The organism is Lactiplantibacillus daoliensis (assembly GCF_005405005.1).
GTDB classification, from domain to species: domain Bacteria; phylum Bacillota; class Bacilli; order Lactobacillales; family Lactobacillaceae; genus Lactiplantibacillus; species Lactiplantibacillus daoliensis.
Window position 1 is genome coordinate 1 of the sequence record NZ_BJDH01000016.1, and the last position, 11,625, is coordinate 11,625.

Annotated in this window: 10 protein-coding genes and 19 tRNA genes; 27 read left to right on the forward strand and 2 right to left on the reverse strand. The window is 44.0% G+C overall.

Annotated elements, in window-relative coordinates; translation table 11 throughout:
• The first annotated feature begins 3 nt into the window (after nucleotides 1-3).
• The 19 genes from FFM64_RS12120 (at nucleotide 4) to FFM64_RS12210 (ending at nucleotide 1,766) form a co-directional block, all read left to right on the forward strand.
• Nucleotides 4-76 (forward strand) — tRNA-Val (locus FFM64_RS12120).
• Between the two features lie 2 nt (nucleotides 77-78).
• A tRNA-Lys gene (locus tag FFM64_RS12125) sits at nucleotides 79-151 on the forward strand.
• Between the two features lie 98 nt (nucleotides 152-249).
• Nucleotides 250-322: transfer RNA gene (locus FFM64_RS12130), tRNA-Thr, on the forward strand.
• 16 nt (nucleotides 323-338) lie between these two features.
• Nucleotides 339-410: transfer RNA gene (locus FFM64_RS12135), tRNA-Gly, on the forward strand.
• Nucleotides 411-425: 15 nt separating this feature from the next.
• Nucleotides 426-511 (forward strand) — tRNA-Leu (locus tag FFM64_RS12140).
• 10 nt (nucleotides 512-521) lie between these two features.
• A tRNA-Arg gene (locus FFM64_RS12145) sits at nucleotides 522-595 on the forward strand.
• Between the two features lie 5 nt (nucleotides 596-600).
• A tRNA-Pro gene (locus FFM64_RS12150) sits at nucleotides 601-674 on the forward strand.
• 28 nt (nucleotides 675-702) lie between these two features.
• Nucleotides 703-776, forward strand: a tRNA-Met gene (locus tag FFM64_RS12155).
• A 15-nt stretch (nucleotides 777-791) separates the two neighbouring features.
• Nucleotides 792-865 (forward strand) — tRNA-Ile (locus FFM64_RS12160).
• A 45-nt stretch (nucleotides 866-910) separates the two neighbouring features.
• Nucleotides 911-1,000 (forward strand) — tRNA-Ser (locus tag FFM64_RS12165).
• 6 nt (nucleotides 1,001-1,006) lie between these two features.
• Nucleotides 1,007-1,080: transfer RNA gene (locus FFM64_RS12170), tRNA-Met, on the forward strand.
• Nucleotides 1,081-1,083: 3 nt separating this feature from the next.
• A tRNA-Asp gene (locus FFM64_RS12175) sits at nucleotides 1,084-1,158 on the forward strand.
• Nucleotides 1,159-1,190: 32 nt separating this feature from the next.
• A tRNA-Phe gene (locus FFM64_RS12180) sits at nucleotides 1,191-1,263 on the forward strand.
• An 8-nt stretch (nucleotides 1,264-1,271) separates the two neighbouring features.
• Nucleotides 1,272-1,342, forward strand: a tRNA-Gly gene (locus FFM64_RS12185).
• A gap of 5 nt (nucleotides 1,343-1,347) precedes the next feature.
• Nucleotides 1,348-1,421 (forward strand) — tRNA-Ile (locus FFM64_RS12190).
• A 2-nt stretch (nucleotides 1,422-1,423) separates the two neighbouring features.
• Nucleotides 1,424-1,511: transfer RNA gene (locus FFM64_RS12195), tRNA-Ser, on the forward strand.
• A gap of 21 nt (nucleotides 1,512-1,532) precedes the next feature.
• Nucleotides 1,533-1,605 (forward strand) — tRNA-Glu (locus FFM64_RS12200).
• A gap of 9 nt (nucleotides 1,606-1,614) precedes the next feature.
• Nucleotides 1,615-1,688 (forward strand) — tRNA-Met (locus FFM64_RS12205).
• 3 nt (nucleotides 1,689-1,691) lie between these two features.
• Nucleotides 1,692-1,766, forward strand: a tRNA-Asp gene (locus FFM64_RS12210).
• A gap of 167 nt (nucleotides 1,767-1,933) precedes the next feature.
• Here FFM64_RS12210 and FFM64_RS12215 read toward each other — a convergent pair.
• Nucleotides 1,934-2,434 carry an antibiotic biosynthesis monooxygenase gene (locus FFM64_RS12215; protein ID WP_137608284.1) on the reverse strand — a complete coding sequence of 167 codons (501 nt, stop codon included), beginning with the start codon at nucleotides 2,432-2,434 and terminating at the stop codon, nucleotides 1,934-1,936.
• 130 nt (nucleotides 2,435-2,564) lie between these two features.
• On the opposite strand from FFM64_RS12215, the gene FFM64_RS12220 reads away from it, so the two are divergent.
• The 5 genes from FFM64_RS12220 to pepF all read left to right on the forward strand — a co-directional run bounded on the left by FFM64_RS12220 (nucleotide 2,565) and on the right by pepF (nucleotide 7,918).
• Entirely contained in the window at nucleotides 2,565-3,308 is a 744-nt protein-coding gene (locus FFM64_RS12220) for an MBL fold metallo-hydrolase (RefSeq protein WP_137608293.1), read from the forward strand.
• Nucleotides 3,309-3,574: 266 nt separating this feature from the next.
• On the forward strand, nucleotides 3,575-3,973 hold the full coding sequence (gene spxA / locus FFM64_RS12225) for a transcriptional regulator SpxA (RefSeq protein WP_137608285.1): 399 nt from the start codon (nucleotides 3,575-3,577) through the stop codon (nucleotides 3,971-3,973).
• Nucleotides 3,974-4,114: 141 nt separating this feature from the next.
• Nucleotides 4,115-4,846: an adaptor protein MecA gene (locus FFM64_RS12230; protein ID WP_137608286.1), complete on the forward strand. Its 732-nt coding sequence runs from the start codon at nucleotides 4,115-4,117 to the stop codon at nucleotides 4,844-4,846.
• A gap of 103 nt (nucleotides 4,847-4,949) precedes the next feature.
• Nucleotides 4,950-6,035, forward strand: coding sequence for a competence protein CoiA (locus FFM64_RS12235; protein ID WP_137608287.1), 1,086 nt, complete (start codon nucleotides 4,950-4,952; stop codon nucleotides 6,033-6,035).
• A gap of 74 nt (nucleotides 6,036-6,109) precedes the next feature.
• The gene (gene pepF / locus FFM64_RS12240; protein WP_137608288.1) at nucleotides 6,110-7,918 is read left to right on the forward strand and encodes an oligoendopeptidase F; all 1,809 of its coding nucleotides are present in this window, start codon (nucleotides 6,110-6,112) and stop codon (nucleotides 7,916-7,918) included.
• 223 nt (nucleotides 7,919-8,141) lie between these two features.
• Here pepF and FFM64_RS12245 read toward each other — a convergent pair whose 3' ends face one another.
• The gene (locus FFM64_RS12245; protein ID WP_137608289.1) at nucleotides 8,142-8,771 is read right to left on the reverse strand and encodes a DsbA family protein; all 630 of its coding nucleotides are present in this window, start codon (nucleotides 8,769-8,771) and stop codon (nucleotides 8,142-8,144) included.
• A 292-nt stretch (nucleotides 8,772-9,063) separates the two neighbouring features.
• Between FFM64_RS12245 and yjbM the strand changes: the two genes are divergently transcribed.
• The 3 genes from yjbM to FFM64_RS12260 are packed head-to-tail and all read left to right on the forward strand — an operon-like array spanning nucleotide 9,064 to nucleotide 11,428.
• Entirely contained in the window at nucleotides 9,064-9,729 is a 666-nt protein-coding gene (yjbM, locus tag FFM64_RS12250; RefSeq protein ID WP_307722844.1) for a GTP diphosphokinase, read from the forward strand.
• The gene (locus FFM64_RS12255) at nucleotides 9,726-10,529 is read left to right on the forward strand and encodes an NAD kinase (protein ID WP_137608291.1); all 804 of its coding nucleotides are present in this window, start codon (nucleotides 9,726-9,728) and stop codon (nucleotides 10,527-10,529) included. Before yjbM ends, FFM64_RS12255 begins: the two co-directional genes overlap by 4 nt.
• Nucleotides 10,526-11,428 carry an RluA family pseudouridine synthase gene (locus FFM64_RS12260; protein WP_137608292.1) on the forward strand — a complete coding sequence of 301 codons (903 nt, stop codon included), beginning with the start codon at nucleotides 10,526-10,528 and terminating at the stop codon, nucleotides 11,426-11,428. The genes FFM64_RS12255 and FFM64_RS12260 overlap by 4 nt, the downstream gene beginning before the upstream one ends.
• Nucleotides 11,429-11,625: the final 197 nt, after the last annotated feature.

The following is an 11,625-nucleotide window of genomic DNA, read 5'->3' on the forward strand; positions in this document are numbered from 1 at the left end:
CATGGAGGATTAGCTCAGTTGGGAGAGCGTCTGCCTTACAAGCAGAGGGTCACAGGTTCGAGCCCTGTATCCTCCATTGAGCCGTTAGCTCAGTTGGTAGAGCATCTGACTTTTAATCAGAGGGTCGACAGTTCGAGCCTGTCACGGCTCATTATCACGGCTCGTTTCATGATAAAGTTTTAAATGTTTTTGTTGATTTATATATCTTGGCATGATATGATATTATAGTTGTGTTAAACATCAACTTATGCCGACTTAGCTCAGTTGGCAGAGCATCTGTCTTGTAAACAGGGGGTCGGAGGTTCGAATCCTCTAGTCGGCATTAACTGAATAATTATGCGGAAGTAGTTCAGTGGTAGAACATCACCTTGCCATGGTGGGGGTCGCGAGTTCGAATCTCGTCTTCCGCTTTTACCAAAAGTGTTGCCGGGGTGGCGGAATTGGCAGACGCACAGGACTTAAAATCCTGCGGTTAGTGATAACCGTACCGGTTCGATCCCGGTCCTCGGCACTTTTATGAAGCACCCATAGCGCAATTGGATAGAGTGTCTGACTACGAATCAGAAGGTTGTAGGTTCGACTCCTACTGGGTGCATATAACGGGAAGTAGCTCAGCTTGGTAGAGCACCTGGTTTGGGACCAGGGGGTCGCAGGTTCGAATCCTGTCTTCCCGATTAGATAATCTTTGATTATTTAACAGATCGCGGTGTAGCTCAGCTGGCTAGAGCGTCCGGTTCATACCCGGGAGGTCGAGGGTTCGATCCCCCCTGCCGCGATAGGAATAAGCACTCGGACCTTTAGCTCAGTTGGTTAGAGCAAACGGCTCATAACCGTTCGGTCGTAGGTTCGAGTCCTACAAGGTCCATCTACTAATTATAGTGGACAAGTTCCTAGTTATACATTTAAACATGGAGGATTACCCAAGTCTGGCTGAAGGGAACGGTCTTGAAAACCGTCAGGTGGGTCAAACCACGCGAGAGTTCGAATCTCTCATCCTCCTTATTATCGCGGGATGGAGCAGTCTGGTAGCTCGTCGGGCTCATAACCCGAAGGTCGCAGGTTCAAACCCTGCTCCCGCAATTTGGTCCGTTGGTCTAGTTGGTTTAGGACGCCTGCCTGTCACGCAGGAGATCACGAGTTCGAGTCTCGTACGGACCGTTACACTAATTAAATATTTTTATGGCTAAAATGGCTCGGTAGCTCAGTCGGTAGAGCAATGGATTGAAGCTCCATGTGTCGGCAGTTCGATTCTGTCCCGCGCCATAAGTGTTGCGGGTATAGTTTAGTGGTAAAACGACAGCCTTCCAAGCTGTAGTCGCGAGTCCGATTCTCGTTACCCGCTTTTATGGGCCTATAGCTCAGTTGGTGAGAGCGCACGCCTGATAAGCGTGAGGTCGATGGTTCGAGTCCATTTAGGCCCATTGGAGAAGTACTCAAGTGGCTGAAGAGGTGCCCCTGCTAAGGGTATAGATCGCGCAAGCGGTGCGAGGGTTCGAATCCCTCCTTCTCCGTTAGTTCCATTTTATAAATATGACCCCTTGGTCAAGTGGTTTAAGACACTGCCCTTTCACGGCAGTAACATGGGTTCGAATCCCGTAGGGGTCATCATATTATCGCGGGATGGAGCAGTCTGGTAGCTCGTCGGGCTCATAACCCGAAGGTCGCAGGTTCAAACCCTGCTCCCGCAATTTGGTCCGTTGGTCTAGTTGGTTTAGGACGCCTGCCTGTCACGCAGGAGATCACGAGTTCGAGTCTCGTACGGACCGTCTTATAAAGAAGATTATCTTAATTGATAATCTTCTTTTTTTACGCCGAATAAGTTAGATGTAACTAGAAACGAATCATCTGAACAGGTATCCGTCAACGTTGGCGAGAAGGGACGATTGTAAAAAGAGAGACACCCATGTCAAGACTGGCATGGGTGTCTGCTTTACTACGATTTTAGTGAACGAACAAAGGCATAACGACTTTCATGGTAATCAAAGTCGGGGGTCAAGTACTTCGCAAATGGTTTAAATGACTCACTGCGCAACCAAACAGCATATTCTGAATCACTGTGCCAGTTAGTCACAATGACGAAGGCAGCATTGTTCTTGGCTTCTCGCAGAACCCAAAAGTGTTTAAGGCCATTAGGCTTTTCATATTCGGCACGGAAAGCGCTAAATTTAGAATTAAAGACTTTTTGTTCTTCAATGGGTAAGTCCATAAAGATGAAGCTCGTCATCCCATGCCAATCTTCATTACCTTTAGATAATAAAACGTCGTATGAAACTGGACTTGAGAAGACGGTCTTTTCACCAGAGAGGTCGAGTAACATATATCGATCTTCAGTGGCATTAGCTTGCATTAATAGTAAATCACGATCAGCATGTTGTTGCTGGATCATGGTCAGAATTTTCCGCGTCCCAAATGTTGCTGAAATCTTTCCACTCATCAAATATCACTCCTTAATTATTACACTTATTATTATACGTGTTTTCGAAAATAATTGAAAACAAGTTAGGTTAACGGTTTCAATTTTTCAGCTGTCTACGTTAAAATAGACGCAGAAGGGAATGATAACGATGAAATTAACTGTGTTGGGATATTACGGTGGCTATCCATATGATGGGGTGGGGACGAGTTCCTATCTCGTCACAGCTGGCAACTATCAGCTACTCCTGGATTGTGGCTCTGGGGCTTTGAATGCATTGGAAGAAATCTTAGATCCATTACAATTAGACGCAGTGTTATTAACGCACTATCATCACGATCATACGGCTGATGTGGGGGTCTTACAGTATTATTGGCAATTACGCCAAGGTGACCGTAAAACGCCAGTATTGCCAATTTATGGACACACGGAGGACCCATTGAATTTTGGTGCGTTGACTTGGGCCGGAGCCACGGTAGGACGTGCCTATCAGCCTGATGAAGTCAACCAGATTGGACCTTTCGATGTCACATTTTTACGGACGAAGCATCCTGTACCGGCGTTTGCAGTCAAAATTGTTGAACGCGCTACTGGTGAACAACTGACTTTCTCTGCGGATACCGCGTTTATTCCTGAATTAGCGACGTTTGCGGCCGGTTCACAATTATTAATGACTGATACGAATTTTGATGCCGCTAAGCAAGGCAAAATGTGGCATATGACGTCTTCACAATCGGGCCTGATTGCGAAAGAAGCCCATGCTAAACGATTATTACTAACGCACTTGCCACAAGATGTTGATTTTGAACAGCTTCGTAAAGAAGCCCAGGCAACTGCTGGTGAAGGCGTTTCAGTGCTTGTAGCGCAAAAGTATCTGCAACTAAATCTGGACTGAGTGTCAAAATCAAGCTATAAATTAGCTTGATTTTTTTATTGTTTTAATAAGTCAAAACTAAATTGTACACTACACAATTAATGACATAATTAAAGCGAAAAATCTGATAGTTTGAAACACCTGAACAGTTTTTGTGAATATGTCCATTATACCAGCAAAAAAATATTTATTATTTTTATGAAAACTATTCACAAAAAATGATAAAGCAGGTATAATAATATTTGTAATAAAGTTTTGTTGTTGGCGATGCAGAAGGAGGAGACTCAATGGTTACCCTATATACTTCACCAAGTTGTACTTCATGTCGGAAAGCCAAAGCTTGGTTGCAAACACATGAAATTGATTTTACTGAACGGAATCTTTTTGCTGAACCACTCTCAATTGATGAAATTAAAGGAATTTTACAAATGACTGAAGATGGCACTGAAGAAATTATTTCGACACGTTCGAAAGCCTTTCAGCGGCTACAACTGGATATTGAGGATCTCTCCTTGAACCAGCTCTACGACTTAATCAGTCGTGATCCGAGTTTGTTACGGCGGCCAATTTTGCTGGATGAGAAACGTTTACAAGTTGGTTATAATGAAGATGAAATTCGACGCTTCTTACCGCGCAAGATTCGCACCTTGGAATTGCAACGCGCACAGGCGCTGGCAAACAGTTAAATTGATCATTATGTTAGCTCGTTAGCTTAGCTGATGAGCTAATTTTTTTATTTCAGATAGATTACTTTACAAAGCGCTGAAATAAGTTAGAATTGTGATAGTGATTATGGCCCTTGACACTTAGAAAGGGGTGGATCTGTAATGGAGATGGAACGAATCAATGATGATACGATTCGAGTTCTAATCGGCAACGATGATCTCAATGAACGCGGGATTCGCGTATTAGATTTACTAGGGAATCATAAGCAAATTGAAAGTTTCTTTTATAGTATTTTAGAAGAAGTTGATGTTGATCATCAATTTCAAGATAACGATGCCGTCACTTTCCAAGTTTTACCAAATCGAAATGGCTTAGAGTTATTTATTAGTAAAAATAGTGAAAGCTTGCAGGACACGATTACGAAGGCGACCCAATCACCAGATTCCTCTGGTGATCAGGACGCGCAAGATGATGTTTCAGATTATTTGAAACGAAAATTAATGCAAACTGATACAGATAATACTGATCAAGCACAGGGTGTACAACATAATCAAGCTAAAGATACGAATGATTTAGATCCATATATTGAAGACCCTGAAACACCAACCAAGGAATTTGTCTTGGCATTCAACAGTTTTGAAGACGTGATTGCACTTGCTCAAATGTTTCGGCCAGACGGCTTAGCTTCAAATCTGTTCAAGTACCAAGGTAAGTATTACTTGGAACTCGTCTTTTTTGTTGATCAATCGTCTACTGGCGTTATCAAAGACGATATTGCCGTGGCATTGGAATATGCTAATCAAACAAAAGTGACTGCCGATGTTTTACTAGAACATGGTGAAAAAATCATGTCTAACGCTGCCCTTGAGACGGTTCGACATTATTTTAAATAGTGGGATTGAAGAGAGCTAGAAGTTAATTCTAAGCTCTTTTTTTGTGGTTTGAGTCGAAAGCGTGGCATGTTTGCGTAACTGACCATTAAAGGGGATGGTTGGGATGTTAATGGCCGAAGATGCGATGCAAAAGCTTGTGGCAGCCGATACCGCCAAGCGGCAAACCGCTTATTGGTGCCCTGGTTGTCATGCACCAGTGCGGTTAAAAAAGGGGCAGGTAATGATTGCCCATTTTGCACATCAGGCTAATGAAGCTTGCGCCACGTTCTCCGAAGGTGAAACCGCAGAGCATTTATTGGGTAAACAACAATTAGCGGCGTGGTTTGCTGCCGCCGGTTACTCGGTCCAAATAGAGGCGCGGCTACCCGCAATTCATCAGCGACCAGATGTGCTAGTCCAGTTAGGCGATGGCCAACCACTGGCGCTAGAGTTCCAATGTTCACCAATTGCGATTGACCGATTGGCTCAGCGAACGCAGGGGTATCGCAGCCACGGTTATCGTGTCTTGTGGTTGCTGGGATCGCCATATCAACATCGGTTACGGACCAACTCAAATGCTTTAAAATTTTTACAGTATTATGCGCCCTGGGGCTGTTTTCTCATCTACTGGCGGACGAAGGAAAATGCGCTTAGATTGTTATGCAATATATTGACGCTTGATGGCGAACCCTTGATCTATCAACAGTATCAGTGGTACGCCAAGCAGGCGTCAGTTTTGACTTTATTGGCATATCGACCAGTCAAACCGGCATCAATTCAAGTTCCAGCACATTTTGAACGTTATCAGCAACGGTTATTACTCGGACGACTGAGTCATCAAGCTAGCGTAGTCAGTTTGCAAACAATCTGTTATCAGCAGGGTGGCACGCTTGCGCAATTGCCCGACTGGGTGTTTTTGACAGTTGCCAAGTTGCCAATTTTAAAAACAACCTACTTAAAGTGGTATTTGGCGATCTTTAGTCAACTCCGGCGAGCTTCGTTAAAATTGCGCCCCGAGACATTACGGCGATTAATCTGGGCAAGTCTTCGCCCTTGTATCGCACAGCGGCCATGCTTGATTGACGCTAGCAAGTTGCAACAAGAACTGGTGAACACGGTGATTATTGAATTAGTGACGGCCAGAGTTATCTTGCCGCAACCAGACGGCTGGCAAGTCCAGTCCACCCAATTAGCCTGGCGAAAAAACTGACCTGAAACTTCCGTCGCGTATTACAAAAATTATGTGTTACGCTAGATGATATTAATGTAATTGGAGGAACTCATATGGGTGCAACGAAACAACTGCCAACACGAGCGGCGGTCCCAGTCTCATTGACTTGGGATTTAACGACGATTTATCCAACGGCAGCGGCGTATGAAGCAGATGTGACTAAAATCAAAGCTGATTTAACAATGGTACAAGCGCTAAAAACTAATTTTACCGATTCAGCCACGACGGTTTTAACCGGTGTTCAAACCGTTTTAGCTTTATATCGCCGGCTGGAGAAGGTTGCGGTTTATGCAAGCTTGAAGAGCGACCAGGATACTGGTAACAGTGTTAATCAGGCATTGGACGATCAGGCAGGGAGTTTGACGGCCAAAGTTTCGGCCGCCACCGCTTGGCTGGAACCGGCAGTTCTAAAACTCAGTTCAGCGCAGCTAGATCAGTTTTTAGATGAAAATGTTGAATTACGCGATTATCGTCATTTTTTGGATACGATTCGACTACAAAAAGGCCATGTTTTAAGTGAGAATGAGGAAGCATTGTTGGCTGGTGCGAGTGATATATTTGACGCGTCGGCGAAAACCTTTGGCATTTTGAATAATGCTGATTTTGAGTTTCCCACGGTTCATGATGAACACGGCAACGCAATCAAATTGTCACAGGGTGTTTATGGTGTCTTGCTAGAATCGGTTGAACCTGCAGTCCGGCGTGAGGCCTTCGAAGCGTTGTATCAGGTCTATTCACAGTTTCGACGCACACTGGCTTCGACCTTGGCAAGTCAAGTTAAAGTGCACAATTTTGAGGCTCAGGCGCATCATTATGCAGATGCCAGAACCGCGGCCTTGGCGGCTAACCAGATTCCAACCACCGTGTACGATTCACTAGTCACGGCGGTCGATGATCATTTGGACTTGCTGCATCGTTATGTTGCATTACGGCGTGATATTTTAAATGTAGATGAATTGCATATGTATGATATGTACACGCCATTAACTGGTCAGCCGGAGTTGTCATATACTTACGAGCAAGCACAAGCGACTGCCCTTAAGGCACTGAAGGGACTTGGACCTGATTATCTTAAGCATGTCAAAACCGCGTTCGGATCACGTTGGATCGATGTGGTCGAGAATCAAGGCAAACGTAGTGGGGCGTATTCCTCTGGCATGTATGATACGGCACCGTATATCTTGTTGAATTGGCAAGACAATATTGATAATTTATACACGTTGGTGCATGAAATGGGACATAGTATGCATTCTTATGAAACCACGCACCATCAACCTTATCAATATGGTGACTATTCAATTTTTGTGGCCGAAATTGCTTCGACGACTAATGAGAATTTGTTGACGAATTACTTTTTGGCGACCGAGACTGATCCAAAGATTCGGGCATATGTTTTGAATTACTATTTAGATGGGTTTAAGGGAACCGTCTATCGTCAGACGCAATTTGCGGAGTTTGAACAATGGTTGCATGAACAAGATGCTGCCGGCGAATCATTGACAGCAGATCGGCTCTCAAAGTACTATTTGGCCTTGAATCAACGTTATTATGGTGATGCCGTGGTCAGTGACCCTCAGATTGCGGATGAATGGGCGCGTATTCCACATTTTTATTATAATTATTATGTTTATCAATATGCGACCGGTTTTGCCGCTGCTTCAACCTTGGCAGAACGCATTTCGACCAAGCAACCGGGGGCGGTCAAGGATTACCTCAGTTATTTGCAGGCCGGGTCTTCGGAATTTCCGATTGAAGTTATGCGTAATGCCGGCGTTGATATGACTAAGACGGATTATTTAGAGGCTGCCTTTAAGTTATTTGAGCAACGCTTAACTGAGTTTGAAACGTTAATTAAACAATAGGATTAAAAAAACGAGAGTGGGATAAAAGGCGGTCTGCTACCGAGCATAGCCTAGAAAGCCGAATGATTGGCGCTTTCAATCGTTTGACTTTCGTAGCTCTGTTGCATCCGTGACCTTTTGTTCCACGTTTCGGCTATAAATATTATAAATAACAAAAATGAGCCTAGGTTTTTGTCCCAGACTCATTTTTTTAGCGTTTGAATAATTGCAATATCTGAATGAATTATAAAACGTGGAGTTGGCTACCATCAAGGGTACCGAAATTGGTGCGATGTGAAAGCTCGTGGAATGGATCTAATTGACCATTAACTAAGTCAAATAAAGTCGTATAGTTAAAATGCTCTAACAATACCCCATAATCATACTGATCACAGTCGAAGACGACTGCGGATGAAGCTTCCGTAATGTTCATTTCAGAAGCTAAACGTTGATCAGCGTGAAAGGCCTGTTTCGCCAAATTACTATCACGGTCTTCCATAAACATATCCAAATCAATATGGCATTCAGCCGCCACCGTTTTGACTAAAGCTTCTGAGTAATGCTGTCCGGCTTTTAACATGGCATCTTGCAACGCAATTAAGAAATTGCGGCCACGTTTTTTACCTTGAAATAGCGCAGCTTTATAATCAAGAATCACCCGATAAAGGGTTTGTGATTGTTGATTTTGAGCCTGCCAGTCAGATGCTTTGAAGCCTTGGCTTTTAAGGGCTTTTTGCACCACATTAATGTTTAATAAGGGTACGAATTGGAATTGAATTTGCTTATCCGAATCATTGGCCAGCCGCAACACATTTTGTTCATCGCGTACACATTGTGTCGCCAATGGATTTACAAATAAATACACTTCTAACACGTCATAATTCCTCCACTTTCTCTTTTCGCGTCATAGTGCAGAATACCAAATGAACCTAGGTATTTGCAAGTTTTTTATTTCATTATCGTTTTTATTTTACGAGCCTGTCGTAACTTTAAATAAACCTTCGACTGTCATCATGCACCGAATTCCTAGTTTCGTAAAGTAATCTGCTTCGCACTAATCAGTTTGTAAGGTTGCTAATGTCAATTGTTAAACTGGGAAGCCATTGCTTTTTATTCTGCTGAAATATGGTAAAATTTTAAAGGTATGGATTTGAAACGGAGGTGTCTTGATGGAAGATTGGAATCATTTTTTGTTACCTTATCAGCAGGCTGTTGATGAGCTAAAAATCAAATTGCGGGGAATGCGCAAGCAATTTCGGGATTTGAGTCAGCATGAGCCGATCGAGTTTGTGACGGGGCGCGTTAAGCCTGTTGATAGCATCAAGGAAAAAATGGTGCGGCGTAAGGTTCAAGAAGATCGTTTAGAACAAGACATGCAAGACATTGCCGGATTGCGCATTATGTGTCAATTCGTTGAAGATATCTATCAGGTTGTCGATTTGTTGCGCAAACGGACCGATCTGACTATTTTGGAAGAACGCGACTACATTAGCAATGAAAAGCCATCAGGTTACCGTTCTTATCACATTGTGATCGAATATCCGGTCCAAATGGTTGATGGTGAGAAAAAGATTTTGGCTGAGATTCAAGTTCGGACCTTGGCGATGAATTTTTGGGCAACGATTGAACATTCGTTGAACTACAAGTATCAGGGCGATTTTCCAGAAAATTTAAGTCAACGGCTGCAACGGGCGGCAGAAGCTGCTTTTAGCTTAGATAAAGAAATGTCTGAAATTCGTGAGGAAATTCAGGAAGCCCAGAGCCTCTTTTCTTATGGAAAAGGGTCGCAAACTGACTCAAAAACGGTGACGAAGGAAGATCAAGAGCCATGAAAGTAACCATATTTGCAAATTCTAATCCCAAAACCAAAAAAGTTGCGGCTGAATTACATACAAAATTAGTTGCCGCAGGTTTTGAAATCGATGATTTTAAACCGGATGTCGTCTTATCCGTTGGTGGTGATGGAACATTACTGTCAGCATTTCACCATTACAGTGATATGGTTGATCAATTACGCTTTGTTGGGGTGCATACGGGACATTTAGGCTTCTATACTGACTGGCGTGACTATGAGATTGATCAACTAGTTGACGGTCTCCTGCACGACAACGGTCAATCGGTGACTTATCCGTTGCTTTCAGTTGAAATTACGTACGCGGATACCGGGGAAACGGATCACTATTTAGCCTTAAATGAATCAACCTTGAAGAAGTTAGGTAGTACGATGGTGGCGGATGTTTATATCCAGGACGAACTCTTTGAACGTTTTCGAGGCGATGGCTTATGCGTTTCGACGCCAACCGGGTCGACAGCGTACAACAAGTCTGTTGGTGGCGCCGTGATTCATCCGCGCTTGGATGCGCTACAAATGGCCGAAATCGCCTCAATCAATAACCGTGTGTTCCGAACGTTAGGGTCACCAGTAATCGTGGCACCGTATGAAACGATCACGATCAAGCCACAACAACAATCACACTTTATTTTTACCGCTGACCAGATGGATACACAACCGCGTCCGATTCAACAAATTTGTTATTCAATTGCAAATCGGCGCATTGCGTTTGCCCAACATCGTCATAACCGGTTCTGGCGACGGGTTGGAACCTCGTTCATTGGTTTGGACGAAAAATGAGGTTTACGTGGACTAATTCAGCAACGACCCCGATGAAAGTTAAAACACTGTTATCTGAGCATGGGGTCACTCGGAGTTTGTTAAAAAAAGTGAAGTTTCATGGCGGCGCCATTTTAGTGAATGAGGTGCCAGTGTTAGCCATTCACATGTTAACTGGCGGTGAACAGGTTACAATGGTCACTCCCGATGAAATCGGTAATGATCACTTGGGCGTTTCAAGTTTACCTATCACGATTTTGTATGAAGATCGGGATTACTTAATTGTAAACAAGCCAGCCGGGGTCGCGTCGGTTCCAGCGCATCGCCTGCCAGAAAACACACTGGCCAACCGTGTCAAAGGTTACTATCGCGCGCAACACTATCCCAACGAGGTGGTCCATATTACGACGCGGTTGGATCGTGATACGAGCGGAATTGTCCTGTTTGCCAAGCACCACTTTGCGCACTCGATCATTGACCACCAACTCAAGGAACATGCGATGCGGAAAATGTATCTGGCTGTCGTGAGTGGTCAGCTGGCGGCTGACCATGGGTGGCTAGATCAACCGATTGGGCGGGCTGCAGACTCATTCATTAAACGGACGGTGACGCCTGATGGTCGGGCATCGTTGACTGAATATTGGGTTGTCAAGCGTTTACCTGAGATGGCGGTAGTTCGCGTCCGATTACACACTGGTCGAACGCACCAGATCAGGGTGCATTTTGCAGCGGCTGGTCATCCGTTAATTGGTGATCAGTTATATGGTGGACCGACTAATCCGGCCATCGATCGGCAAGCACTGCACTGTATGCAGTTACAGTTTTACGACCCATTTATTGAACAGGATTTGACGACCTTTGCGCCGTTACCAGCTGATCTGGCACAATTAATCAACGCTAAAACCGCTGAACAATTTTAAACTAATAATCGTGGTTGTCATTTGTGATGATCAGATCATACCTGCACCAAAATAAAAGCACTACAATTACGTCATGTACTAGTCCCTGTCAAGTTGACAGGTGAAATAATATAATTTTTTGAGTTCTGTCTAAGCGGCTTTGCCGCGGTATTCTACCGCGGTGAAGCCGCTTCTTTGTGTTGTCCGGTCAATATAGT